17 protein-coding genes are annotated in these 24984 nt (G+C 63.0%); 5 read left to right on the top strand and 12 right to left on the bottom strand.

Going from position 1 to position 24984, the window contains the following annotated elements:
* Nucleotides 1–237 precede the first annotated feature (237 nt).
* The 3 genes from HPO_RS07085 to HPO_RS07095 form a co-directional block, all read right to left on the bottom strand.
* Nucleotides 238–1641, bottom strand: coding sequence for a TolC family protein (locus HPO_RS07085; RefSeq protein ID WP_035596306.1), 1404 nt, complete (start codon nt 1639–1641; stop codon nt 238–240).
* On the bottom strand, nt 1638–4844 hold the full coding sequence (locus tag HPO_RS07090; protein ID WP_035596309.1) for an efflux RND transporter permease subunit: 3207 nt from the start codon (nt 4842–4844) through the stop codon (nt 1638–1640). Before HPO_RS07090 ends, HPO_RS07085 begins: the two co-directional genes overlap by 4 nt.
* Before the next feature lie 61 nt (nt 4845–4905).
* Nucleotides 4906–6099 carry an efflux RND transporter periplasmic adaptor subunit gene (locus HPO_RS07095; RefSeq protein ID WP_035596311.1) on the bottom strand — a complete coding sequence of 398 codons (1194 nt, stop codon included), beginning with the start codon at nt 6097–6099 and terminating at the stop codon, nt 4906–4908.
* A gap of 135 nt (nt 6100–6234) precedes the next feature.
* On the opposite strand from HPO_RS07095, the gene HPO_RS07100 reads away from it, so the two are divergent.
* Nucleotides 6235–6807, top strand: a complete 573-nt coding sequence (locus tag HPO_RS07100) for a TetR/AcrR family transcriptional regulator (RefSeq protein WP_035596313.1) — start codon at nt 6235–6237, stop codon at nt 6805–6807.
* An 89-nt stretch (nt 6808–6896) separates the two neighbouring features.
* Nucleotides 6897–8102 carry a hypothetical protein gene (locus HPO_RS07105; protein ID WP_035596316.1) on the top strand — a complete coding sequence of 402 codons (1206 nt, stop codon included), beginning with the start codon at nt 6897–6899 and terminating at the stop codon, nt 8100–8102.
* Between the two features lie 74 nt (nt 8103–8176).
* On the opposite strand, the gene katG is transcribed toward HPO_RS07105, so the two are convergent.
* Nucleotides 8177–10351 carry a catalase/peroxidase HPI gene (gene katG / locus HPO_RS07110; RefSeq protein WP_035596319.1) on the bottom strand — a complete coding sequence of 725 codons (2175 nt, stop codon included), beginning with the start codon at nt 10349–10351 and terminating at the stop codon, nt 8177–8179.
* Nucleotides 10352–10926: 575 nt separating this feature from the next.
* On the opposite strand from katG, the gene HPO_RS07115 reads away from it, so the two are divergent.
* From HPO_RS07115 to HPO_RS07125, 3 genes are read left to right on the top strand one after another with little or no spacing between them, the layout of a single operon-like run.
* A complete protein-coding gene (locus HPO_RS07115; RefSeq protein WP_035596321.1) occupies nt 10927–13176 on the top strand; it encodes a catecholate siderophore receptor Fiu in 2250 nt (749 codons plus the stop codon).
* A 16-nt stretch (nt 13177–13192) separates the two neighbouring features.
* Entirely contained in the window at nt 13193–13873 is a 681-nt protein-coding gene (locus tag HPO_RS07120; protein ID WP_035596322.1) for a Fe2+-dependent dioxygenase, read from the top strand.
* Nucleotides 13870–14967, top strand: a complete 1098-nt coding sequence (locus HPO_RS07125; protein WP_035596325.1) for an alpha-hydroxy acid oxidase — start codon at nt 13870–13872, stop codon at nt 14965–14967. Before HPO_RS07120 ends, HPO_RS07125 begins: the two co-directional genes overlap by 4 nt.
* Here HPO_RS07125 and HPO_RS07130 read toward each other — a convergent pair.
* The 8 genes from HPO_RS07130 to HPO_RS07165 form a co-directional block, all read right to left on the bottom strand.
* Nucleotides 14964–16064 carry an NAD(P)-dependent alcohol dehydrogenase gene (locus HPO_RS07130; protein ID WP_035596327.1) on the bottom strand — a complete coding sequence of 367 codons (1101 nt, stop codon included), beginning with the start codon at nt 16062–16064 and terminating at the stop codon, nt 14964–14966. The two genes, HPO_RS07125 and HPO_RS07130, sit on opposite strands and share 4 nt — an antisense overlap.
* Before the next feature lie 93 nt (nt 16065–16157).
* Nucleotides 16158–16802 (bottom strand): TetR/AcrR family transcriptional regulator, encoded by a 645-nt coding sequence (locus HPO_RS07135; protein ID WP_051612397.1) that lies wholly within the window; start codon nt 16800–16802, stop codon nt 16158–16160.
* A 247-nt stretch (nt 16803–17049) separates the two neighbouring features.
* Nucleotides 17050–19386, bottom strand: a complete 2337-nt coding sequence (locus HPO_RS07140) for a TonB-dependent receptor (RefSeq protein ID WP_051612398.1) — start codon at nt 19384–19386, stop codon at nt 17050–17052.
* A gap of 751 nt (nt 19387–20137) precedes the next feature.
* Nucleotides 20138–21067, bottom strand: coding sequence for a 5-oxoprolinase subunit C family protein (locus tag HPO_RS07145; RefSeq protein WP_051612399.1), 930 nt, complete (start codon nt 21065–21067; stop codon nt 20138–20140).
* A gap of 2 nt (nt 21068–21069) precedes the next feature.
* Nucleotides 21070–21699 carry a 5-oxoprolinase subunit B family protein gene (locus HPO_RS19665; RefSeq protein ID WP_051612400.1) on the bottom strand — a complete coding sequence of 210 codons (630 nt, stop codon included), beginning with the start codon at nt 21697–21699 and terminating at the stop codon, nt 21070–21072.
* Entirely contained in the window at nt 21696–22448 is a 753-nt protein-coding gene (pxpA, locus tag HPO_RS07155) for a 5-oxoprolinase subunit PxpA (protein WP_035596329.1), read from the bottom strand. The genes HPO_RS19665 and pxpA overlap by 4 nt, the downstream gene beginning before the upstream one ends.
* Complete coding sequence (locus HPO_RS07160) at nt 22445–23659, bottom strand: Nramp family divalent metal transporter (RefSeq protein WP_035596331.1); 1215 nt, start codon at nt 23657–23659, stop codon at nt 22445–22447. The genes pxpA and HPO_RS07160 overlap by 4 nt, the downstream gene beginning before the upstream one ends.
* Complete coding sequence (locus HPO_RS07165) at nt 23656–24810, bottom strand: DUF2891 domain-containing protein (protein WP_035596333.1); 1155 nt, start codon at nt 24808–24810, stop codon at nt 23656–23658. The genes HPO_RS07160 and HPO_RS07165 overlap by 4 nt, the downstream gene beginning before the upstream one ends.
* Nucleotides 24811–24984: the final 174 nt, after the last annotated feature.

Here is a 24984-nt window from a genome sequence, read left to right on the forward strand (position 1 = left end):
GGGGCGCGGCCGGTTTTGGGGAAGGTCGGAGAGAAGGTCCCAGATTTTTACCTGGGAAATGCCGAGGGTCCCCCCTCTCCCAGAGGGCGTGGAAAGTGAGGGCTGCGGCGTTGGAGTTTTTTCCGGAAACCTCCAAAAAAACTCCAACAGGAACCGGACAAATCCGGACACAAACGGACACGGCGCGGGACAGCTGGTGCCATCCCGCGCCGTGCTGGGCCACTGGTGGAGCCAGAGCTAGTCAGCCCAGCCGCCACCCATGGCCATAAAGACGTTGATCTCCGCGCTAGCCTTTGCCGCTTCCGATTGGACCAGCGAAGTGCGGGTTTCGATGAAGGTGCGCTCTGCATCGAGGACGCTGAGGAAGTTGGCCGAGCCGGCGCGGTAACGGGTGCGGGCAAGCTGGGCGGCTTCTTCGGACGCTGCGGCAGAAGCTTCCAGGGCGGTATAGCGCTCTTTCTCGGCAGCATAGTTGGTGAGGGCGACTTCGGCCTCTTCCAGCGCCGTGAGGAAGGTCTCGTCGAAATTGGCGAGGGCGATGTCCACGCCGGCCTCTGCCGATTTCAGGCGCGCGCGGGAAGCGGCCACGTTCGGGAAGTTCCAGCTGATCAGCGGGCCGATACCGAAGCTGAGGCCGTCTTCCTTGAAGAGGTCACCTGTCCCGCCCAGCGACGCGGTGCTGACCGAGCCGCCGATGCTGACCGAGGGATAGAGATTTGCCGTGGCGATGCCCACACGGGCCGCCGCGCCGGCAAGCTGAAGTTCCGCCTGGCGCACATCCGGACGGCGCGCAAGGAGGGCTGCGCTTTCCCCGGTGGGGAGGAGCGAGACGAGCTGCGGCATGCTCTCGCACGCGGGGACCGCTTGACTCATCTCGCGCGGGGTCTGGCCAGTCAGGCGGGCCAGGCGGAACAAGGCGGCGTCACGTGCAGCGCGCACGGACGGAATATCGGCTTCGGCGCGGCGCAGCGCGGCCTCGGCCTGCACGACATCCAGGCGGATGCCGCGGCCGGCATCGAACAGCGTGCGCGTGAGACCCAGGGTCTCTTCCTGCAGGCCATAGTTCGACTCGGCTGTTTCAAGCTGGATATTGCCGGCGCAATAATCGATCCATGCGCGGGCGGTTTCACCGGCCACCATCAGCGAGGCCGCTTGATAGGCCGCCTCCGCAGCGGCGGCATCCTGGCGGGCCGCATCAATGCTAGCGCTGACCCGGCCGAAGATGTCGACCTCATAATTGGTCTGGAAGCCGAGGGAATAAACATCGGTCTCCACATCGCCCGGGGCAAAACTCGGATCGCGCGCATACTGACCACTGGCGGTGGCGGTGGTGGACGGAAGGAGGGCGGAGCGCGCCTCGGTGAGACCTGCGCGCACCTGCTCCAGATTTGCCGCCGCGCCGGCCAGGGTGCGGTTGTTGGCGAGTGCCGTCTGGACGAGGCTGTCCAGTTCCGGGCTGTTATAGAGGCGCCACCAGTCTTTCGGCACAGCCGCATCGGTGACCCCGGCATTCTCCGCCGAGATCAACGCGCCTTCGACGCGGGGGGTGACAGTGCTGTCAGGGGCGGCCGGGACCGTAGCGCAGGCCGCCAGGGCGAGCGCGGCAACACTGGTCAGGGTGGTGAGTTTGAAATGTGTCATGCCTGGCCTCCTTCGACCGGCGTGGGTGTGTGATCGTCATGGCTGTGGTTTGAGCCGGGGAGAATTTTCGAGATCATCCGTCCAATGACATAGAAGGCCGGAGTGAAGATCAGGCCGAACACTGTCACCCCGATCATGCCGGAGAACACGGTGATACCGATCGACTGGCGCATCTCGGCCCCTGCCCCGGTGGCGAATGCCAGGGGCATAACGCCGAAGATGAAGGCGAAGGACGTCATCAGGATGGGGCGCAGACGCATCCGGGCTCCTGAGACGGCGGCTTCCCGCGGTGTGAGGCCGTGGTTTTCTTCCTGCTGCTTGGCAAACTCGACCAGAAGGATCGCGTTCTTGGCGGCCAGCGCGACAAGGACGATGAGACCGACCTGGGCGAGAATGTCGTTGGCCATGCCGGCGATGTTGATGCCGATGGTGGCGGCAAGGATACACATCGGGACGATGAAGATAACCGCGAAGGGAAGCGTGAAGGCTTCATACTGGGCGGCCAGGACGAGGAAGACGAAGATAACGGCCATCACGAAGATCATCGTGCTGGAATTGCCGACCGCCTTCTCCTGATAGGCCATCTCGGTCCACTCATAGCTGACGCCTTCGGGCAGAACCTGAGCGGCGATCTCTTCCATCGCTTTCAGGGATTCACCGGTGGAGACGCCAGCCGGAGTCTGGCCGTTGAGTTCGATGGCCGGGAAGATGTTGTGGCGCACCATGCGGACCGGGCCGGAGCCATCGATGATTTGAGCCACAGCAGAGATCGGCACCATTTCACCGGTGGACGAGCGCACCTGGAACTGGCCGATGCTGGCGGCCGTTTCGCGGAACGGGGCATCTGCCTGCGCGGTGACCCGGAACGTGCGCCCGACGAAGTTGAAGTCGTTCACATAGGTGGAACCGAGATTGGTGCCGAGGGTTGAATAGACGTCCCCCGGTTCCACGCCCAGGAGTTGGGCGCGGTCGCGGTCCACCTCCACCCGAACGGTGGGGGAGTTGGTGTCGAAGGTTGTGTAGACGCTGGTAACCCGCGGATCCTGCGCAGCGGCGCCCATCATGGCATAGGTTGCCTGCTGGAGCGCTGCGGTGCCGACACCGGCGCGGTCCTGGATCATCATCTTGAAGCCGCCGCCCTGCCCCATGCCCTGCACAGCTGGCGGGGCAATGATGAAGGCGTTGCCTTCGGGAAGCGCCGCCATGAAATGGCCGGTGAGACGCTGGGAGATGGCAACGGCGGAGAGATCGTCGCGGCCTTTGCGTTCTTCAAAGTCTGCCAGGCGGATGAACATCGTGCCTGCATTGGACGCCGCCGAGAAGCTGGAGCCGTCCATGCCGACCATGGCGGCAACGCCCTGGACGCCTTCGGTTGCGCGCAGTTCTTCAACGACACGCCGCATCACGGTGTCGGTGCGCTCCAGCGACGCGCCGGCGGGCAGCTGGACAACGCCGATCAGGAAGCCCTGATCCTGCTCCGGAATGAAGCCCGTGGGCGTTGCCGTGAGACGCCAGCCGGTAGTGGCCAGAAGTGCGGCATACACGATCATCACGATCACCAGCATACGGACGAGTTTGGCGACGAACGACCCATATGCGTTCGACAGCCAGTCAAAACCGTTGTTAAAAGCGTTGCCGGCAAAGCGCAGAGGGGCGAGGATGGGGTTGCCCTTCTTGTGGCCGTGTTCTTCGTGCGGCTTCAGAAGCAGCGCGCAGAGGGCCGGCGACAGGGTGAGCGACACCAGCAGCGAGATGACCGCCGCCGAAGCGATGGCGACTGCGAATTGCTCGTAGAAGATGCCCGGAATACCGCCCATGAACAGGGTGGGCACGAACACCGAGACCAGCACGAGGTTCATGGCAATCAGCGCGCCGCCCACCTCGTTCATCGAGGAAATGGCCGCCTGCATGGGGCTTTTGCCTTCGCGGATCGAGCGCTCGACATTCTCCACCACGACGATGGCGTCATCCACCACGATACCCACGGCGAGCACCAGGGCGAACAGGGACAGCGAGTTGATCGAATAGCCGAGCGCCAGCTGCACGGCGAACACGCCGATGATGGAGACCGGGATCGCGAGGATCGGGATCAGCGCCGCGCGCCAGGTTTGCAGGAAGACGAGGATGACGATCATCACCAGGAACACCGCTTCGATCAGCGCATGTTCCACCGCCGACACAGAGGCCTCAACGAACTCTGTCGGGTTATAGGGGATCATGTATTCCAGGCCTTCGGGGAATTCCTGGCTCGCCAGTTCTATTTCCGCCAGCACATGCTCTGCGGTATCCAGCGCGTTGGAACCGGGAAGCTGGCTGACAGCCAGGCCAAGGCCGGGTTTCCCGTCGAAATAAGAACGCATCAGATAGGTTTCAGCGCCGATATCGACACGGGCCACATCGCGCAGGCGCACGACAGAACCATCCGCATCCCGCCGGATGACAACATCCCCGAACTCATCCGGCTCGATCAGGCGGCCGCGTATCTGAACCGGGATCTGGAACTCGGGCGCGCCCGTTTCGGCAAAGGGCGCCTGGCCGAGCGTACCGCCAGCAGCCTGGATGTTCTGGGCACGGAGGGCGGCGACAATGTCGCTGGAGGTGAGGTTCAGCGCGGCGGCGCGTTCCGGATTGATCCAGACGCGCATGGAATAGTTACCACCCCCGAACACTTCAATGCCGCCAACCCCATTGATCCGCAGCAAGCGGTCCTTGATGGTGGAGGCGGCATAATTGGCCACGTAATCCTGATCGAGCTGGCCGCCCGGCGAGACGAGCGCAACGAGCAGAAGGAAACCGGATGCCTGCTGGTTGACGGAAACGCCTGTCTGACGCACCTGTTCGGGCAAGCGCGGCTCCGCGCGGGAGACGCGGTTCTGGACCTGAACCTGAGCGGTATCGAGATCGGTTCCCGGCTCGAAGGTAATGGTCAGCATGACCATACCGTCGGCTGTGGACGAGGAGGTCATGTAGATCATGCCCTCCACGCCGTTGATTTCCTGCTCCAGCGGCGCGGCAACCTGGTTAGCCACGTCTTCGGCCGATGCGCCGGGATAGGACGCGCTGACAACCACCGTGGGCGGGGCAATTTCAGGATACTGAGCAAGCGGAAGACGCGGGAACGCGAATGCGCCGAGCAGGGTGATCACAATTGAGATAACGGCCGCAAAAATGGGCCGCTTGATGAAAAAATGGGACAGGCGCATGGGTTCGTCTCTCTGGGAGGAAGAGAATGGAATAGGCTGACGGCCAGCAGGCCGCCGCGTGTCAGTTTGCGATGCGGCGGGCCGTCATGGCCGGACGGCTCTGGACGGTGACCGGGCCTTCGGGCGCGGTCTCATAGTCAAGCTGAACCGAAACGGGGTTGACTGTCGCGCCCGGACGGGCACGCAGCAGGCCGTTGACGATCACGCGATCATTCGCCTGGATACCCCCAGTGATGACCTGCATGTTGCCGCTGAGCGGACCCAGCTGGACCGGAACAGCCTCAACCTCGTTGCGCTCATTGACCAGGAACAGTGTTCGGCGTGTGCCATCGGTCTGGACGGCCGCTTGCGGCACCATCAGCGCGGCGTAAGGGGCCGAGCCGTTGATACGCACTTCGCCGGTCATGCCGGGACGGATGAGCCCGTCTTCATTCTCGACCAGCGCGCGCACACGGATCGAGCCGGTGGTGTCGCCCATGCGGTTGTCCGCAAAGATGACTTCGCCCGGGCGCGTGAAGGTGGCCTCATCCTGCAGGCGGGCCTCTGCCTTCACGGCGCCTTCGGACTGTTCGGCGCGCATGTAGCGGAGATAGTCGGCCTCGGAGACGTTGAAAGTGAAGTAGAGTTCTTCGTCGCGCACGATGGTGGTGAGAATGTCGCCGGCCGAGTTGCCACCAGCGACGAGGTTGCCGGGGTCAACATTGCGGGCCGAGACGCGGCCATCGATGGGGGCGGTCACGCGCGTGAAGCTGAGATCAAGGCGAGCGGCCTCTACCCCGGCTTCGGCGGCGGCAACGCTGGCCTGCGCGCTGGCCAGGCTGGTGCGGTTGCGTTCGAGTTCCTCGACCGACACGGCGCCGGATTCAGCCAGCTTTTCGGAGCGTTCCAGATCCGACTGGGCCTGGCCGAGCTGCGCCTTGGCTTGAGCGAGCTGCGCTTCAGCCTGGGCGAGCGTCGCGCGGAACGGACGGTCATCGAGGGTGAACAGCAGGTCCCCTGCCTTGACGCGGGCACCATCTTCAAACGCCACCGATTTCACATAGCCGCTGACGCGGGCACGTACATCTACGCGTTCAACGGACTCGAAACGGCCGGTATAACCGTTCCAGTCAGCAACCTGGGAAGAGAGGGGGACGGCAACATCAACCTGCGGCGGGGGAGGACCGCCCTGTTCTTGTGCCTGGGGCGCGCTGCATGCCCCCACGACAAGTGCCGTTACCAGAACGGAAACGGTTGCAAAATGGCGCGAACGCATTCATTTTTCCTTCATAAACAAGGCGGAACGGTGGGGAAACGCCTGTAAGTCATCAGCTGTTGACCGCATATGACGTCGCGGGAAGCGTAAGTCAACAGGTGATGACAAATTAATTTTTGTGGGGTAGGAAAACGTATGAAATGTAGTCAGCCAATCCGGCGCCGGGACGCCGCCAGCACCAAAAACGCCATCCTCTGCGCGGCGCGAACCCTGTTTGCACGCGACAGCTACGAGAATGTCGGCATCCGTGAGATCGCCTCTCTGGCGGGGGCAGATGCGGCGCTGGTGTCGCGCTATTTCGGATCGAAGGAAGAGCTTTTCGCCGCCGTGATGAATTCGGGCGAGCGCGGCGTGGACGTGATCGGCAGCGAGTTGGAAGGCCTGCCAGAGCGAGTGGGCGAGCTGATGTTCGACCCGGAAGATGACGGCAAGCCTCTGGAGGATATCCTCGTCATGCTGCATTCGGGCAACTCCCCGATTGCCGGCCCGATTGTGCGCGCCTCAATCCACGAACGGTTTCATGGGCCCTTTGCCGAGGTGATCGGCGGGGAGCATGCCAAGGAGCGCTCACAGCTGTTTGGCGCAGTATTGCTTGGCACGTCGATCAGCCAGCATATTTCCGGCGACATGACGGATGATCCAGAGGTGCGCGAAAAGTTGAAGAAGCGGCTGACGGAGATCATCCGGCTGGCAATTTCGCCGTTCTGAACTCCCCCGTTTCAGGGGCTGGCGGCGCAAGCGATCCTGACTAACGGTGGAGCAGCCCCCTTCTGCCCTTCCGGAGCTGACAGACCGCCATGCTGACCGCCCTGCCCTGGATTGTCTTTGCCATCGGTCTTTTCTACACGCTTGGCGGGGTGGTGCTCATCCGGCGCATGGCGATGGACCGGCTGCTGGACCAGGCGATTGCCGCCATCACCCTGAAACGCGACCGCGTTGAGGAGACGGCAACCCGCCTGCTGACGATTGGCGGCTGGCTGACCTTGGCATCGGGATTGTCGCTGATGGCGCAGAGCCGGGCGGCGCTGGTGATCTTCCCCCTGAACATCGCGGCACAGGCCGGATACCTCCTCTGGGCCGCGCGCCACCGTCCCGTCACCGATGAGGCGGAGCGGCGCGGCCGGGTAGCGACGCGCAACGCGCTGTTGATCTATGTGGGCGTATTTGCCCTGGTACTGATGACGGAGCAGCAGAACCTATGGCGAATCTGGCTGGGCACGGGGATTGCCGGCCTGCTGGCTGATCTTGCCGCGATGGGCGCGCTGACGGCAGCATTCGTCTTTCTGCTGACAAATACCAGCAGCGGCCCCTCCAGCAGGAAGGGCAAAAACTATCCGGACTTTCTTGATCCGGAAGAGGATGAAGGGCCAGACTATGACCCCACCAAACCGCCGAGCTGCCTGCGTCTGGCGCCAGAATACCAGTGCTGGCCGCTATGGGATGACGAGACCTATACCAATATTGATCCGGAAAGCCTTGGCTTCAGCGCCGAGCTGATCGAGCGCATCCGGCGCTGGGACGAATTGTTCCAGAATGGCTACAAACCCGACGACCCGTTCAATTCAGGCTTTGCCAGCCTCGAAGAGGAACGTCTCTGGACGGATCAGGCACAGGAAATCTGGGGGGCCCTGCTGGAGGAATGGCAGGGGCCGGCTGTGAACAAGATTTCCCTGCTGCCTTATCTTTCCGCCGCAGCCCATGAGGGGCTTTCCCCTTATGACATGCCGGACGCCGAGCGCCTGCAGAAAATGGCGGACAATTGCCGCCTTCTGGAGGTGCGCGAGATGCTGGCGCGGCTGGACACGCTGGCGACGGAGCGGCAAGCCACCGAGGCGTGGGATGGCGATACGCAGGACGACATTGCCCGCGTACAGAAGTTTTACGCCATGGTGCTGGCCCGCGTGGCGCCGCACTACCGCGTAGACGTGGCGCAGGGGCTTGAGAGCCCGGAAGCGGAAACGCGCGCCTGGGTGCAGCTGGCGCTGGATGGGCAGACGGGATAATCGTCCCCCGTTCGGGCAAATAAAAAGGGCGGCTCTCACGAACCGCCCTTCCTGTTTTTCAGTTCGCTGGCCGATCAGTGCAGATCGAACCGGTCTGCATTCATCACCTTGGTCCAGGCTGCCACGAAGTCCTTCACGAACTTCTCTTTCGCGTCGTCCTGGGCATAGACTTCGGCATAGGCGCGCAGGATGGAGTTCGAACCGAACACCAGGTCTGCGCGGGTTGCGGTGAACTTCACGGCGCCGGTCTTCCGGTCCACGATGTCATACGCATTCTTGCCTTTCGGCACCCAGCGATAGCCCATGTCGGTAAGGTGGACGAAGAAGTCATTCGTCAGCGCGCCAACCTTATCGGTGAACACGCCATGCGCCGTACCGCCATGGTTGGCGCCGAGGACACGCAGGCCGCCGAGGAGAACCGTCATCTCCGGGCCCGTGAGGCCGAGGAGCTGAGCCCGGTCGAGCAGCAGTTCTTCCGGCTTCACGGCATATTCCTTCGCCACCCAGTTGCGGAAGCCATCAGCGATGGGCTCCAGAACGGAGAAGGACGCTGCGTCGGTTTGTTCTGCCGTGGCATCGCCCCGGCCCGGCGCGAAAGGAACGGCGATAGTGAGACCGGCCGCCTTGATGGCCTTCTCGATACCAACATTCCCGGCAAGGACGATCACGTCTGCCACGCTGGCGCCTGTTTCCCGGGCAATCGGCTCGAGCACCGAAAGCACCTTCTGCAGGCGGGCGGGCTCGTTGCCTTCCCAATCCTTCTGCGGCGCGAGGCGGATGCGGGCACCGTTGGCGCCGCCGCGAAGGTCAGAGCCGCGGAACGTGCGGGCGCTGTCCCAGGCGGTGGAGACCATTTCGGAGATCGACAGCCCAGAGGCTTCGATCTTCGCTTTGACGGCAGCCACATCGTAGGATGTGTCGCCGGCGGGAACTGGGTCTTGCCAGATCAGATCTTCCTTCGGCGCGTCGGGGCCGATGTAGCGGACGCGGGGGCCGAGGTCGCGGTGGGTCAGCTTGAACCAGGCGCGAGCGAAGCAGTCGTCGAAATAGGCCGGATCCGCCATGAACTTCTGACAGATGGCGTTGTAGGTCGGGTCCACCTTCATCGCCATATCGGCATCGGTCATCATCGGCATGACGCGCTTGGAAGAATCTGTCGGATCGACCGGCATGTCTTCTTCCTTGATGTTGATGGGGCGCCACTGGCTGGCACCGGCCGGCGACTTCGTCAGTTCCCAGTCATAACCGAACAGCAGCTTGAAGTAGCCCATGTCCCATTTGGTGGGATGGGTGGTCCAGGCGCCTTCGATGCCCGACGTGATGGCGTTCGTGGCCTTGCCGTCCATATGCGGGTTCAGCCAGCCGAAGCCCTGGGCTTCGAGGTCCGTGCCTTCCGGCGGCGGGCTGAGCTTGCTGGCGTCGCCATTGCCATGGGCCTTGCCGACGGTGTGACCACCGCAGGTGAGCGCGGCGGTTTCTTCGTCATTCATCGCCATGCGGGCAAAGGTTTCGCGAACCTGGGCCGCCGTCTTCAGCGGATCGGACTTGCCGTTGACACCTTCCGGGTTGACGTAGATGAGGCCCATCTGCACGGCAGCAAGCGGGTTTTCCATCGTCTCGGGCTGGTCGACATTTTCATAGCGCGAGTCAGACGGCGCGAGCCATTCCTTCTCTGCGCCCCAGTAAACGTCTTTCTCCGGCGCCCAGATATCTTCGCGGCCGAAGGAGAAGCCATAGGTTTTGAGGCCCATGCTTTCATACGCGATAGTGCCCGACAGCAGGATCAGGTCGGCCCAGGAGATCTTGTTGCCGTATTTCTTCTTGATCGGCCAAAGCAGGCGGCGGGCCTTGTCGAGGTTGCCGTTATCCGGCCAGGAGTTGAGCGGGGCAAAGCGGATGTTGCCAGAGCCGCCACCGCCGCGGCCATCAGCCAGACGGTAGGACCCGGCGGAGTGCCAGGCGAGACGGATCATGAGACCGCCATAATGGCCATAGTCAGCCGGCCACCACTCCTGACTGTTGGTCATCAGGTCGTGCATGTCTTTCTTGAGGGCTTCAAAATCGAGCGTCTTGACCGCATCGCGATAGTTGAAGTCCTTACCAAGCGGGCTGACCTTCGTGTCGTGCTGGTGAAGAATGTCGAGGTTCAGCGTTTCCGGCCACCAGGCCGTGTTGGAATTGCCCGCAACCGTGATGGCGCCGTGCATGACGGGGCATTTGTCTTGGGGGGGCAGGTCGTTGCCGTCCATTGTTTCTCTCCTCGCGTGTGAATCTGTCCGGAGAGAGTGCGTCAGGCGAAACTATTGATCCAATCAATTTTAAGCGGGCGACCTATAGAGTGAGCCTGTGGGAAGGTATCCAGATGTCCGGTAACTTCCTGGGGAGCTCGTTATTTCTGTCACTTTGACCCCGACAGCGCCGGTTAAGCGCCTTCGGGCCTCCTTGCTGCGCCCTCAGCACACACAAACGAGAATGTGAAGCATTTGCAAGATTCATCTTGCAAACCATTCTCAATAGGCCTACCCGCTGTTCCGGGGTGATTTGGAGCCACTGAGTCCGCTGCGTGAAGCAGGGATCAGCCTTCTTTGCGCCCCCCAAGAGGAAAGAAACAGGAGAGGTTTTCCATCCGGCCCGATGGCCGTTCTCGGGAGGTTCTGCCCATTTCCGCCTGCGGCCCAACGAGCCGCATGGGACACCGGACCTCCCTGGCACGTTCATGGCCTGCCCTATCCCCGCGCTTTGCGGGCATTTTGACAGCCAACCTCGTCCGCGCCTGGCGCAAGCACCTGCGCCGCCCGGACGCCCCCACATTCTGGAGACGATAATGATACGCAGTGGCAAACATGGACTGACCACGAGCCTTGCCCTGATTGCCGCCCTGAGCGGCCCGCTCGCCGCCCATGCGGAAGCCGACGACGCCCGCAACACCGACCCGGAGAAACGCGAAGAGACGGTGGTTGTGGAGGGTGAAACCCTTTACATCGTGCCGCGCGTTTCCTCCCCGAAGCTGACCCAGGAACTGGTCAACACGCCCCAGACGATCAGCGTGATCTCTGGCCATCTCATTGCCGACCAGGGCGCCGTCAGCCTCATGGAAGCGCTGCGCAACACGCCGGGCATCACGATGCAGCTGGGCGAGAACGGCAACACCTCCTCTGGCGATACCTTCACCATGCGGGGCTTCTCCTCGCAAAGCTCGATCTTCCAGGACGGGATCCGCGACCTGGGCGCCGTGACGCGCGACAGTTTCAACCTCGAACAGATTGAAGTGGCCAAGGGGCCAGCCGGCTCCGATATCGGCCGGGGCGCCTCTTCGGGCTATATCAACCAGGTTTCCAAAACGCCGCGTGCGGATGATTTCACGGCCCTCAATGCCGGGGCCACCACTGAGGGCGGCGTCCGCCTGACCGGCGACGCCAACAAGATGCTTGGCGAGACGACGGGCGTGCGCCTCAATGTGATGGTGCAGGACATGCCGGTGCCGGGCCGGGACGAAGTGACGAGCACCGGATACGGCATCGCGCCCTCCATCGCCTTCGGCATAGGCACGGGTACGGAGTTCCAGCTGTTCGGCCAGCACATCGTTCAGGACAATGTGCCCGATGGCGGCATTCCCTCCATTGGCCTTGAAGGTTTCTATAACGCGAACGCGGACCTGCGCGCGGGCGCAGCAGTTGATCCTTCCAACTTCTATGGCAGCAGCGCCGACTATGAAGATGTGGAAGCCAACATGATCACTGCCAAGGTGATCCATGACCTTGGCGGCGGGTTGACGCTGACCAATACGTCCCGCTATGGTAAGACACAGATGGACCGTGTGCTGACGGGCATCAACGCCCTGTCTGCCCCTTCCTCTGATCCCGCCACCTGGACCGTCTCCCGCTCACGCCAGCGCGTGGACCAGACGAACGAAATCCTCGGCAACCAGACCATCCTCACCGGCAGCTTCACGACCGGCCGCCTGGTGCATGATTTCTCGACCGGCCTCGAGGCCCTGTATGAAAGCCAGAAGTCGCTTTCCTTCTCGACCACCGGCCTGACTATTCCGGCCGCGCCGCTCTACAATCCCTCTGCCAATGTCAGCCTGGCCGTTCCCTACGCAACCGGCGCAGAAACCGATGGCAGCACCACGACATTGGCTGCCTTCCTGTTCGATACGGTGAAGCTGGACGAGAAATGGTTCTTCACCGCCGGACTGCGCGCGGAAAATTACGACATCGATTATGATGCCGTGTCGGTTTCCACCGCCACCTCGCACCCAGCTCTGCCGGTGGGCACGCTGGTGCCAACCTCAATCACCGCAGATGGCAGCCTCGTCAGCTGGAAGCTGGCCGCGCTCTACAAGCCGCGCGAAAATGGCAGCGTCTATATCAGCTATGGCAACGCGCTGACCCCTCCGGGCGGAGCGAACTTCTCGCTGTCGTCTTCGGAATCCAGCATCAACAATCCGGCCTTCGATCCTCAGGAAACGGAGAGCCTCGAAGTTGGCACGAAATGGGATCTCTTCGGCGAACACCTCGCGGTATCGGCCGCCTATTATTCGACCACGAACAAGGATGAACTGGCGGTGCTCGATCCGGGATCGAACACCTATGAGCAGCTGGGCGAACGCAAGGTGGAAGGCATCGAGCTTTCCGCTGTCGGCAAGCTGACGCAGAACTGGCAGATCTCCGCCGGCCTGACGACGATGGATACCGAAGTGACCGAAGGCACGACCGGCAACAACACCCAGGGCGCAGCCGCGCGCTGGTCGCCGGATCTCTCTGCCACCGTCTGGAGCACCTACAAGCTGACCCCCGCCTTCACCTTCGGCGGCGGCGCCCGCTATACCGGTGAACAGAAGCGCGTGGTGAACCCGGCCACCGACATCTCGACCCAAAACGTTCCGGTGATCCCGGAAGCCTGGGTGGTGGACGCGATGGCCCGGTATGAGTTCAGCGAGCAGCTGGCCCTTCAGCTCAACGTGTATAACCTCTTCGATGAGGATTATATCTCGACACTGAACAATTCCGGCGCGCGTCTCACCCCCGGTCAGCCGCTCACGGCTTACCTGTCGCTGAACGTCCGATTCTGACGCAAGGAAGACGGCCATGCTCCTGCATATTCCAGATGTTCTGAACGGACAGGAGCTGGCCTTACTCCGCAACGCGCTCTCGGCGGCGGACTGGCGCGATGGCGCCGCCACCGCCGGGGTGCAAGCGGCGCGCGTGAAGCAGAACCTGCAACTGCCCGCTGATGCGCCCGAGGCAAAGCCGATGGGGGAGATCGTAAAGGCGGCGTTGTTGCGCCATCCGCTGTTCCAGTCTGCCGCCCTGCCGCACACCGTGCTGACGCCGCGTTTCAACCGCTATGAAGGCGGCGGGCATTATGGCAATCATGTCGACAGCGCCCTCCATACCGACCCTTATACCGGCATCAGTGTACGCACGGATGCTTCCACCACGGTTTTTCTCAATTCCCCCGATGAGTATGATGGCGGCGAACTGATCGTTGAAGATACTTACGGCGTTCATGAGGTGAAGCTGCCCGCCGGCGACGCGATCCTCTACCCCTCCACCAGCCTGCACCGCGTGGAGCCTGTCACGCGCGGCGCGCGGCTCGCTTCTTTCCTCTGGACGCAGAGCCGCGTGCGCGATGATGCGCGCCGGGGCATGCTGTTCCAGCTGGACATGACCATACTCTCCCTGCGAGCCAAGATTTCCGATGCGTCCGAAGTGGTGGCGTTGACCGGCCATTATCACAACCTCCTGCGCCAATGGGCGGAGGCATGACCCGCGCCGCTGCCCCTCTCCCGGCCATCCCGCCGGATATCGTCAGCGCTGGTGATTATGAGCGGTATGCGGAGAAAATGCTCGACCCGCGCATCTTGGCCTATCTGGCCGGCGGAGCGGGCGACGAGATTACGTTGCGCGCCAATACCCAGGCGCTGGAAGCGCTGACACTGATCCCGCGCGTTCTGGCCGATGTGGCTGGCGGGCATACGCGCCTGACGCTGGCAGGCGAGGCCCTTTCCCATCCCTTCATCCTGGCGCCTGTCGGTTGGCAGAAGCTGTTTCATCCGCAGGGGGAGCTTGCCAGCGCCCAGGCCAGCGCCGTGATGCAGACGCCATTTGCCGTTTCCTGCATGGCAACGGAGACGATAGAGGCTGTCGCCGGACAAGGCGGACCGGTCTGGTTTCAGATTTACATGCAACCGGCCCGCGCGGACACCGAAGCGCTGGTGCGCCGGGCCGAAGCCGCCGGCTGCCGCGCGCTGCTGGTAACGGTCGATGCGCCGATTGGTGGCATCCGCAACCGGGCACAGCGCGCCGGCTTTGCCTTGCCGCCGGGAATGGTGGCCGCCAACCTGCCGCCGGAGACTGCCCCACCCGCGCTGAAACCCGGCGAAAGCGCCGTGTTCGACGCCATGATGCGTGCCGCGCCAGGCTGGGCAGACATTGCTTGGCTGGTTGGGGCGACCCGCCTACCGGTGTTTGTAAAAGGTATTCTGCACCCGGATGATGCTGCCCGCGCGGTGGATGCCGGGGCAGCAGGCGTGATGGTGTCAAATCATGGCGGGCGCGTGCTGGATGGCGCGCCTGCCGCGATTGCCGCCCTGCCCGCAATTGCCGCGCGCTTGAACGAGGCCGCGCCCATTCTGTTTGACAGCGGCGTTCGGCGCGGCAGCGATGCCTTCAAGGCCATCGCGCTGGGCGCCGACGCCGTGATGATCGGCCGGCCCTATATCTGGGCGCTTAGCGTCGCGGGCGCGTTGGGCGTGGCGCACCTCATTCGCACGCTGCGCGAGGAGCTGGAAATCACCATGGCGCTGATGGGCTGCCGGACGCTGGCGGACATCCGCCAGTCCGATGTGCGCCGTCCTTAGGGAATCAAAACAGCCTTCACGCACTCGCCATGATGCTGGGCGGCGATGGCCTCGTTGATCTCGCTGAGACGATAGGTCTTCACCAGCTTGTCGAACGGCAAACGGCCTGCCTTGAAGTGTTCGATCAGTTCCGGGATGAATTCATCGGGATCCGAATCGCCCTCGATGATGCCTTTTACGGCCTGACCAAACGTCATCACCGTATTCACATCGCCGGGCATCGGCGTGCCCGGCGCGCTGACGCCGACGAGGCCGAGGGTGGCCTTCGAGCCAAGGCAGGCAAGCGCAGCGGCCTGAACTGCGGGGATGCCGGTTGTGTCCAGCGCGTTGTCCACCCCCATCGGCACAATTGCGCGCACGGCGGCAGGAACGTCCGCTGTGGCCGTGGGATCGATGCAATGCGTCGCGCCCAGCTCCTTCGCCAGCTGGCGGCGCGACTCCATCGGCTCCACCAGAATAATGGTGGCGCAGCCCTGGATCTTCGCGCCCATCACGGCGCTGAGGCCCACCGATCCGCCCCCGGTGACAAGGAAGGCAGAGCCCTGCTTCGCGGCGAGCGAGCGCATCACGGCGCCGGCCCCCGTCTGGATGCCGCAGCCGAGCGGACCCATGATCTCTACCGGGAGGGAGGGGTCGACCTTCACGACATTGCGTTCATAGGTGATGGCATGGCCGGCAAAGGTGGACTGGCCAAAGAAGTTTGACGAGACAGGACCGGCTTCGTTGCTGATCGCCGAAGTGCCATCTGTGCGCCGGCCGGTATAGTTGAGCAGCGGCATGGTGCGGCAGTAGGCGGCGTCGCCCGTCCCGCAGCGGTCACACGCGCCGCAGGAGCGGAAGGTGATGAGCACGCTGTCGCCCGGCTTCACCTTGGTGACGTCCGCGCCCACCGCTTCCACCACACCGGAGCCTTCATGGCCGAACACTGCCGGAAAGGGATAAGGCGCCGCGCCGGAGCTGAACACCAGATCGGTATGGCAAAGGCCCACACCGAGCACGCGAACCAGAATCTCATCGGGGCGTGGCGCCTCGATTTCCACGGTTTCATACTTGAAACCGGGCTGTCCGGTATAGGCGACGGCTGCCTGGGTTTTCATCTTTCTCTCCGGTGACTGGCTGGCCCTGACGCTATAAGCGCGCTGGATGACCGTCAACCGGCGCACCAGCCTTCCCTACCGTGAACGGACGACCTATCTGCCCGACACTGCTGCGGTAGATTTCCGCGAGGCATCGCCTTGCTGCCCGGCGGCATAGGCGGCGCGGATAACCTGATGCAGTTCCTTGCGGGCCTTTTTCAGATTGAAGCTCGGCTCGATCAGATATTGCGAAGAAATGCCGATCAGCTGAGTGCCGATGAGGCGCGCGGCCATTTCGACATTTACATCCTTGCGAATGGATCCATCCTCCCGGCCGAGGCGAATGATCCGCATGAGCTCGGTGGCCGAGCGCAGGTGAGAGCCGACAAATTGTTCGCGCATGTCGGACATGGCCGCAATCGCCTCGCTCATCAGGATGAAATATGCCTTCATCTCCGATGTTTTGTCGAGCGCAGCGATATGCACGTCGCAATAGAGCAGCAGCGCGTCCAGACCCGGCAACGAGTCGAGATCCTGACGGCGGCGGCGTTCCGACATCACTTCATGCAGATGGTTGATGACGGCTTCCAGCAGGCCGCCCTTGGAGCCGAACTTCTGGAAAGCCAGATTACGGCTGTATCCGGCCCGCAAACCGATATTATCAAATGTGAGTGCTGAGACGCCCTGCTCAGAGGCAAGCTCCAGACAGGCATTGATGAGTTTATCCGACGACTGCTGCCGACGCTCATGTTGTTTCATTATCTCCCCCGAGATTCAGGGTCAGCTTTTTGGCGCTGCCCGATTATCTTTTGTACGCATCGGGAACATTGATGCGTGTTTGCAACAGCCTGTCAAATGGATGACGGGGCCGCTGAAAAATGCGGCGCTGCACAACATGCGCAGCGCGCCAGTTTCGGGGAGGAAACAAGGCGCCTCATTGTGCGCCTGCGTAATAAAGTTGGCCGCGGCGGGCGGGATTTCTCCCGCCGCGGCAGATGGAATTGGATCAGAAGGTCTTGCGGACAGACACACCGAAGGTGCGCGGGGCGGCCACATAGCCGTTCCGGTCGGTGTCCTGGATCGGCGTGTTGAAGTGCTGCATCACATAGCGCTCATCGAACGCATTACGGATGAAGGCAGAGACCGAAAGCCCTGAGTCAAATGTGAGCCCGATATTGCCGTTCACCAGCGTGACCGCATCTTCCTTCAGGTTCGACGCAGTGTTGGTGAACCGGTCGCCCATATACTGGACCTGAACGAGACCCGTCAGCGCCTTACCACCGGAGAGCTCATAATTGAGGTTCAGCGAAGTGTTGGCGGAGAGTTCCGGGGCGTTGGGGAAGCGGCGGCCGGAGAGGACGCCAATGCCGGCATCTTCGCCATAGCTCGCTTCCGGCAGCCAGGTGGCCGAAGCGTTCCAGGTCAGATAATCGGTGAGCGCCTGGGTGTGCTCGAACTCCGCACCGTAGGATTCCGCTTCCGGCGAGTTCAGGATGGTGAAGATCAGCCCCAGGAACTGGGCGACCTGAAGATCCTGAATGTCGTTATAGAAAACGGCGACGTTTGTGCGGGCCGCGCCGTTCATCCAGTCCACTTTGGCGCCGATTTCATAGGCGTCGATGGTTTCGGGCGCGAACACTGGATTCGCTGACGAGCCGGTATCCAGCGGGTTGAGCGAGCTGCCCGGAACGCCGGCGCCGCTGGCGTCGACGTTGACGCCGCCAGCCTTGTAGCCGCGGTTATAGCTTGCGTAATACATAACGTCCGAGTTCAGACGGTATTGCAGGCTGAGCGTACCGGAGACTGCCTCGTCGGAGAAGTTGCGGGCGTATTCCGGGCCAGGGCCCGAACCAGCAATGGCGAAGGGATCAAACACCGGATCGCGGAAGAGATCGTAGTAGAACGACCCTGTCTTGTCGTCTTCCGAATAGCGCAGGCCCGCGATCAGGTTGACCCGGTCCGTGAGCGCAAAATCCCAATGCGTGAAGAGAGCAAGGGACTCCGCCGTGCCGATGAGCACTTCGCGCGCCCATTCGCCAGGGGCCGCATTGATGATGGCCGAGGGCACACCCTGCGCGCCGAGCAGCGTGTTCCAGAAGACCTGCGCCTGCGTGCCGTGCGAGAGGTTGCGGCCCATGTCCAACTCTTCATCGGAGTAGAAGACGCCGAACAGATAGTTCGCATTCACCGCGCCGGAAACCTCGCCGCCATAGGTGAATTCCTGCGAAAAGAATTGCGAGTTGAACAGCTCGTTGATGTTCAGGATGTCTGCGCCGGTGAAGTCTGCGTCTGCATTCTGAACAGTATCATACTCGCGCAGCGCGGTGACCGATTTCAGCGTGCCGGGGCCAACATCCCAGTCAACCAGCAGCGCGATGCCCTTGTCTTCGACTTTGTTCGAGGTCGGCGTATTGATGCTGGCCTGATAGTCATTGATGTTGTTGGAGGGAACGGCCAGACCGTTTGCCAGGGTGAGCGCGTTGATCAGCGGCGTCAGAGGGCCATCCACAACGTTGACGGTGGCATACCCCACTTCGTCATCCTGCTTGGAATAGTCGGCGATCAGCTTGACCGAGAGCGCGTCGGTTGGTTCCCACAGGGCGCTGAGCTTGAACGAATCCATATTCTGGTCGCCCTCGCTTTTGCCAGCCGGGCTTTCGAGGAAACCGTCCTGCTCCGAATGGCTGGCGGCAAGGCGCAGCGCAAACGTGTCCGTAACCGGAATATTCACCGCGCCCGAAACGTCGAACGCATTGTAGTTGCCATAGCTGGCCGAAACGAAGCCGGAAACTTCATCAAGATTGGGCGCAGCCGAGTTGAGCAGCAGCGCGCCGGCCGAGGTGTTCTTGCCAAACAGCGTGCCCTGCGGACCACGCAGAACCTGCAGGCCGTCCATGTCGAGGAAGCTCGACAGAGCCTGGCCGGAGCGCGTTCTGTAAACGCCGTCAATGAACACGCCCACGGCGCCTTCAAACACGCGTGACTGGCCGGTCGTGCCGATGCCGCGGATCTGGATGTTCGACGAGGCGGCCGGGGAGTTGGTCTTGCTGAACGTGATACTGGGCGAAATGAGGCTGATATTCTCGATGTTCTCCACGCGCAGGGCGGCCATCTGCTCACCCGTGACGGCGGTCACGGCCAGCGGCACGTCCTGAACGCTCTCTTCGCGGCGCTGCGCGGTGACGGTGACGGTGGAGAGGCGCCGGTCGTTTTCCTGCGCGGCGGGCTCGGCCGCTTCAGGTTCTGCGGGGGTGGTGGCTTCCTGTGCCCAGGCGCCTTCCAGCGCCGCACACCAGACAAGGGCCGTACCGGCCAGAAGCCGCACGTTACGTTTGAATGACAATGTATCCTCCCAGGATGTCTTATTATCGCCTCTTGGGGCCATATGATGTTTGTTGGACATCCATCTATTATTTCTGTCAAGAGCCTACCCGTTCCGGTCGCGTTACGGCCAGGAACACACTCACGTGACCGAAACAGGAGCGCGCGCCGCATTCCCCAAGGACAGCCCGGCCGCCCGCTGGGAGGGGTTGCCGGGGCAGCGGAGGACGGCCGCCCCCCATGCCTGAAGAGAGCTGCCGCACCGGTTTGGCAGCCGACTTTATCCCACCCACCCGATTCGAAAGACGCGCGCCGGCCACCCCCACAAAGATCTAGGCGCATTGCCTCATGGTGACACACCCCTCGGCTCAGGCGGCATGTTTCAGCCGCCCTTCATGACAATGTGGATATATACATGTTCCGTGTCATGACTTTCTTGTAACGCAATTCTTGCTTAATTTGTGATAACCACGTATACTGACATTCAAATATCGGCGAACAGAAGCGGACTATCCACAGACCCAGCGAACAAGCTGGGGATAGGCGCTGGAAAACGCCGCCACGCGATAGTTCCACGGGGATCATTTTCCTAAGCCTTGGGCCACCAAGGAGGTGTGGATTGTGACTTGGTTTATCTCTCTTGTAATGTTCTGGGTTGGGACGAGTTTCGGCTTCGTGCTGGGTGCGTGGTGGGTTGCTGCGCATGCTCGCGAGCGGGAAATGGACAACCGATGTTATAGCGCCGATAGTTCGCCAACGGACGGACCTGCGCCCTAGAAGCAAAACTCCGGCAGCCATTCTGCAAGGTATCCGGCTTTTGCCCGGAGATCCTGATATGCATCGTCCACGGATCTCGTCAGGAAACTGACACGGTCCCCCGGCGCGATCTGGCCAAGCAGATGCCTGTCTGCCCGGATTACCTGCAGGATGTGCGGATAGCCTCCGGTTGTCTGCGCGTCCGGCAGGAGAACAAAGCCGTTTCCCGAAGGCGTCAGCTGTACGGCGCCGGTAAACAGGGCCGCGCTCGGGCGGTGCGCACCAGCTTCCGGCTTCGGCCAGTTGCCGGTGAGTTCGAGCCCCGTGCGGTCCATCCGGTTGGTTGTCTGGAAGGTTTCCCGCCAGACGGCAGGCGTCAGCGCGGCAAAGTCCGGACCAGGAACCGCTCTCAGACTGTGGGCGCGCGCCATGTGCGGCCGCAGGGGGGTAGGCGTGGCGAGAGGCGGGGGCTTGTTCGCCGCGCCTGCCCCTTCCATCTGATCTCCGGCCCGGAGCACGCGGCCCAAGAACCCGCCAAATCCGGCAGGAAGGAAGGTGGACGCGCTCCCGAACATCGCCTCCGCGCGGAGCCCGCCCGAAATGGCGAGATATGTCCGCACGCCCGCAGCGGGATGGGCAAATGCCAGCACATCGCCGTTCTTTGCCTCAAGGGTTTCATGCGCGGGCACGGGCGCGCCGGACAGCGTAGCCGAAAGCGCCGCGCCCGCGAACGAAAATACCGTATCCTGACGGAACTCGAAAGCGGCGCCCCCGAAGATGATTTCAACAGCGGTGACATCCGGCAGATTGCCGCAAAGCCGGTTGGCGAGCGCCATGGAGAGCGGATCGGCCGGGCCGCTGGCGGGAATGCCCTGATGGCGCAGGCCGCGGCGAGCGCTGCCCTGAAGGGTGGCCAGGGGCCCGGGCGTGAGAACTGTCACCACCATGCCTAACGCTCGATCACCAGCTGGATGGAGACACCCGCCTCCAGAGTAAAGGGCGCCTCCCGCCGGGCGTCAAACAACGGCTCGGCGATACGCCCGATGATCGGCCAGCCTGCCGGGCCGGCAAGCGCATAAAGACCCAGCTGTCCGGAGATCATGCCGACCGAGCCTGCCGGAACCCTCTGCCGGGGCGTATCGAGACGCGGCGCGATGAGCGCAGGATCCAGCCCGGAAACATAGGCAAATCCGGCGGTGAAGCCCATCATGTCAACGATCAGGGGCGAGGCAGATATGCGCGCAAGGAACGCCTCGGCCGTCAGGCCATTTTCGGCTGCGATACGGGCAAGGTCCGGCCCCGCTGTGTCATCGGCCTGCATGTGGAGGGTAATGGTCTGCACCGACACATCCTCCGTTTCCGGAATATCTACCGCCTGCTGGCGCAACAAGGCCTCTGCCTGTCGGGGCGGGACAACCAGCGGATCGAACTGAACCGTAACCTCCCCCTTCCCCGGCACTACGTCCACCCATTGCCCCGATGCGCGCAAGGCCGCTGCAAGCGCGTGACGCGCTGCGCGCTCAGCCAGCTTCACGGCGAGCGCATCATCCCCCACGAAGAAAATTTCCGGCGCGCTCATGGGCGTATCGTAACGCCGCGGGCTTCCAGCACGGTGCGCAGCCGCGCGGCATTCTCCGCGGCGCCCGGCGTGTCGCCATGCAGGCAAAGGGTTTGCACATGGAGAGGAACGGTCTCCCCCGTGCGGGTAATCACTTCGTGGCGCAGCGCAATGGAGAGCGCCTGGGCGTTCTGGCTTTCCGCGTCACGAAAGACAGCCCCCGGAAGATTGCGCGGGGTAAGACTGAGATCGGCCTCATAGGCGCGGTCAGCAAAGCCCTCCGCAACATAGGTAAGGCCGCTCACCCTGGCGGCGCGCTCCATCTGGGAGGCGGGCGGGCCGATCAGAACCGGAATGCCGGTTTCCGCGCACAACGCGGCGACCATGCCAGCAAGCCCGGCATCCTTAGCTGCATCATTATACAGCGCGCCATGGGGTTTGATGTGGCGCACCTGCGTACCGGTCGCCGCCGCAATGCGCAGCAGGTCTGACACCTGATCCTTAAGCGAAGTGGCAAGCTCTGCCGCAGAGACATTGTTCCGGGAACGTCCGAATCCCTCCCGGTCCGGATAGGAAGGATGCGCGCCCGCCAGCACGCCAAACTCCTGCGCCATCTGGAGGGTCTGCGTCATCGACTCAGTGTCGCCCGCATGGCCACCACAAGCGATGCTGCAGCGGGAAACTTGGCGGAGGATCGCCCGGTCCAGCGCCCGGCCCGCCTCGCCCGGAAGCTCGCCAATATCGGCGTTAAGACAGATGCTGCGCGTCATGGCCAGATGCCCACCGCGCGCAGGATGAGCCGCAACCCGAGGAACGCCGCCACCAGCACGACAAGACCGCCCAGGGCATTGCGCACCGGCCCGTTGACATGATCCCCCAGCACGGATTTCCGGTTCATGGTGATCAGCAGGAACACAGCCACAATCGGCAACAGCAGGCCATTGGCCACCTGCGCCACAAGGATCAGTTGCACCGGACGGATGCCCAGCAGCGCAACACTGAGCCCAATGGCCACGATCGTCAGCGCGATACCTTTGAACAGCCAGCCGGACTTTGGCCGGCCCGTCACTTCACACACGGCATAGGCGGTGGCGAGCGGCGCAGTGATGGCGGAAGAAAGCCCCGCCGCGCAGAGGCCTGCGCCGACAAGAATTCGCGCCGCCGGGCCATAGGCCGGCTCCAGCGCCGAGGCCATATCCGCGCCGCTGCTGATCACCAGCCCCGCGCCAAAGAGGCTCGCCGCTGCCGTGCTCAGCACAAGGATGGAAATGAGCCCGCCAAGGCCAACGGAAACGCGCGTATCGGCAATCGCGGCGGCAAGGCCGCCTTCGGTATTCTCCTTCCAGCGCTCGCGCACGGCGGCGGCATGCAGGAACAGATTATACGGCACAATCGTCGTGCCGATCAGCGCCATGGCGGTCAGCAGGCTGCCATCGGGCAACTGCGGCCTCAGGCCCGCCAGCATCGCGCCGATATCCGGCCGCACCAGCACAAGGCTGGCGGCAAAGGCGAGGCTCATGAGAATGACGAGGCCGATCAGAAACCGCTCCAGCGTCTTGTACCGCCCAAGCAGGAGTACGAGCGCGGCGATCAGGCCGGTGGCGAGCGCAGCAGCTCTCTGCACGCCGTCTCCCTCGCCGAGGATGGCGCGCATCCCCAGCGCGCCGCCCGTGATGTTGCCCGCCTCATAGGCCGCATTGCCCAGTGCCAGCGCGGCCAGCACAAGGATGATTGCGCCCCATTTCAGCGCCACTGGCGTCCCCGGCGCGACCAGCGCTTCGCCAAGCCCCGCCCCGCCCAGAATGCCGAGACGCACGGTCATCTCCTGCAGGATGATCGTGGCGAACGTGGCAAAGACCAGCGCCCAGACGAGCGCAAAGCCGAAATTGGCGCCCGCCAGCGTGCAGGCCGTTACCGTACCCGGACCAATGAAAGCGGCCGCAACCAGCGCGCCAGGGCCGAAGGAGAGCCGGGCTTTCATTCGGCGGGAATGCCTCTGCGCGTTTCCAGATAGGTGGCGAAGCTCGCCAGCCAGTGGCTGCCGGCATAATGCTCCTCGCTGACGGCAGCGACGCCGCTTTCCTTGTGAACCGCCGCTGAGGCGAGCAGCGCGGCGCGGCGCGGGTCGGCCTCCGGCAGGGCCGACGCAATCCCCTCCATCGCCCAGGCGCGAGTGAGGTTCAGCCCATCAAGATGCACCAGCTTGCCATCGGACGGGTCAAGCACCACGCCGGGCGCCAGCCAGTCCCCGTGCCCATCCTGCGGGATCAGCGGCAGGAAGGCCGTGAGCCAGGCAGCAAAGTTCTCCCGGCTCATCACGCGGCGCATCAGGTCTGCCTCCATCAGGCAGGGCGAGAGAAAATCCTCCCCTGAAGGCTCATAGGCCAGCGGGCAGGAAACATCTCCGCTGTAGAATTCCAGCGACTTGGCAGCGATCTGTTCACGGAAGGCTGCGTTGCCGGTGGCGTCCGCCCAGTCGATCATCAGGCCAAAAGCAAAGGCGGTCTGGTTATGCGTGCCTGCGCGGATGGGATAAACGAGCTTCGGCAGCCAGGCGCTGGTATAGTCCGCGATCAGCGTTTCCAGCGGGGCGAGTGTCTCTGCCCAGCCGGCCGCCTCGGCGAACTCCGCCTGGCGCAGCTCCGTCATCAGCTGTAGGAACCAGGCCGTGCCGTAAGGGCGCTCGAAGGAGGCCCGCTCCGGCTGCTGGAAATAGGCGACCTCCCCGGCGATATTCTCCGCCGTGAAGCTCTGCGCCAGCGCCGCCTTTATGGCGCCGGCATAAGGTGTCTGCGGGTCCGTATTCAGAATGCGCGTCAGCAGCCAGTGGCCATGCACCGAGGAGTGCCAGTCGAAGCAACCATAGAAGGCCGGATAAAGCTGGCGCGGCGGGGCCGCGTCAGCGGCGGAGTTCAGCACATGGCTGATCTTGTTGGGATATTCCTTGTGAACGCAGGAAAGTGCCAGGCGCGCGAAGCGGTCTGTCGCTACGCCCTCCCTCGGCGGGGGCAGGCTGGCGAGCGGATCAGTCTGCACCTCGGCCTCCGGCGCGGGCCCCTGTTCCGGCGCCTGTGGCCCACACCCGGCCAACACCAGCAGGCCAAGGCCAGCGCCCAGTATCCCATATTTCATGCCCGGCACTCCTCATTATCTCGCCGCCCTCTGGTCTTCCCGAGGGGTAACAGCAGGCAGGCCGCAGGCGCAAGCATCCCCGGCCCGCCGCCCGGCCAGCACCGAACGCAACGGAAACTCAAGATAACCCTATGCAAATATATTAATCGATCTTATCCTGCCGAAAATCATCTA

It is taken from the genome of Hyphomonas polymorpha PS728 (assembly GCF_000685315.1).
In the GTDB taxonomy this organism is placed as follows: domain Bacteria; phylum Pseudomonadota; class Alphaproteobacteria; order Caulobacterales; family Hyphomonadaceae; genus Hyphomonas; species Hyphomonas polymorpha.

Coding starts and splice junctions, on each gene's coding strand:
- HPO_RS07095 (WP_035596311.1), bottom strand. CDS start 6,099: ATGCGTTCGCGCCATTTTGCAACCGTTTCCGTTCTGGTAACGGCACTT.
- HPO_RS19665 (WP_051612400.1), bottom strand. CDS start 21,699: ATGAGCGCGCCGGAAATTTTCTTCGTGGGGGATGATGCGCTCGCCGTG.
- HPO_RS07100 (WP_035596313.1), top strand. CDS start 6,235: ATGAAATGTAGTCAGCCAATCCGGCGCCGGGACGCCGCCAGCACCAAA.
- HPO_RS07135 (WP_051612397.1), bottom strand. CDS start 16,802: ATGAAACAACATGAGCGTCGGCAGCAGTCGTCGGATAAACTCATCAAT.
- HPO_RS07160 (WP_035596331.1), bottom strand. CDS start 23,659: ATGAAAGCCCGGCTCTCCTTCGGCCCTGGCGCGCTGGTTGCGGCCGCT.
- katG (WP_035596319.1), bottom strand. CDS start 10,351: ATGGACGGCAACGACCTGCCCCCCCAAGACAAATGCCCCGTCATGCAC.
- HPO_RS07120 (WP_035596322.1), top strand. CDS start 13,193: ATGCTCCTGCATATTCCAGATGTTCTGAACGGACAGGAGCTGGCCTTA.
- HPO_RS07165 (WP_035596333.1), bottom strand. CDS start 24,810: ATGAAATATGGGATACTGGGCGCTGGCCTTGGCCTGCTGGTGTTGGCC.
- HPO_RS07105 (WP_035596316.1), top strand. CDS start 6,897: ATGCTGACCGCCCTGCCCTGGATTGTCTTTGCCATCGGTCTTTTCTAC.
- HPO_RS07130 (WP_035596327.1), bottom strand. CDS start 16,064: ATGAAAACCCAGGCAGCCGTCGCCTATACCGGACAGCCCGGTTTCAAG.
- HPO_RS07085 (WP_035596306.1), bottom strand. CDS start 1,641: ATGACACATTTCAAACTCACCACCCTGACCAGTGTTGCCGCGCTCGCC.
- HPO_RS07115 (WP_035596321.1), top strand. CDS start 10,927: ATGATACGCAGTGGCAAACATGGACTGACCACGAGCCTTGCCCTGATT.
- HPO_RS07145 (WP_051612399.1), bottom strand. CDS start 21,067: ATGGTGGTGACAGTTCTCACGCCCGGGCCCCTGGCCACCCTTCAGGGC.
- pxpA (WP_035596329.1), bottom strand. CDS start 22,448: ATGACGCGCAGCATCTGTCTTAACGCCGATATTGGCGAGCTTCCGGGC.
- HPO_RS07090 (WP_035596309.1), bottom strand. CDS start 4,844: ATGCGCCTGTCCCATTTTTTCATCAAGCGGCCCATTTTTGCGGCCGTT.
- HPO_RS07125 (WP_035596325.1), top strand. CDS start 13,870: ATGACCCGCGCCGCTGCCCCTCTCCCGGCCATCCCGCCGGATATCGTC.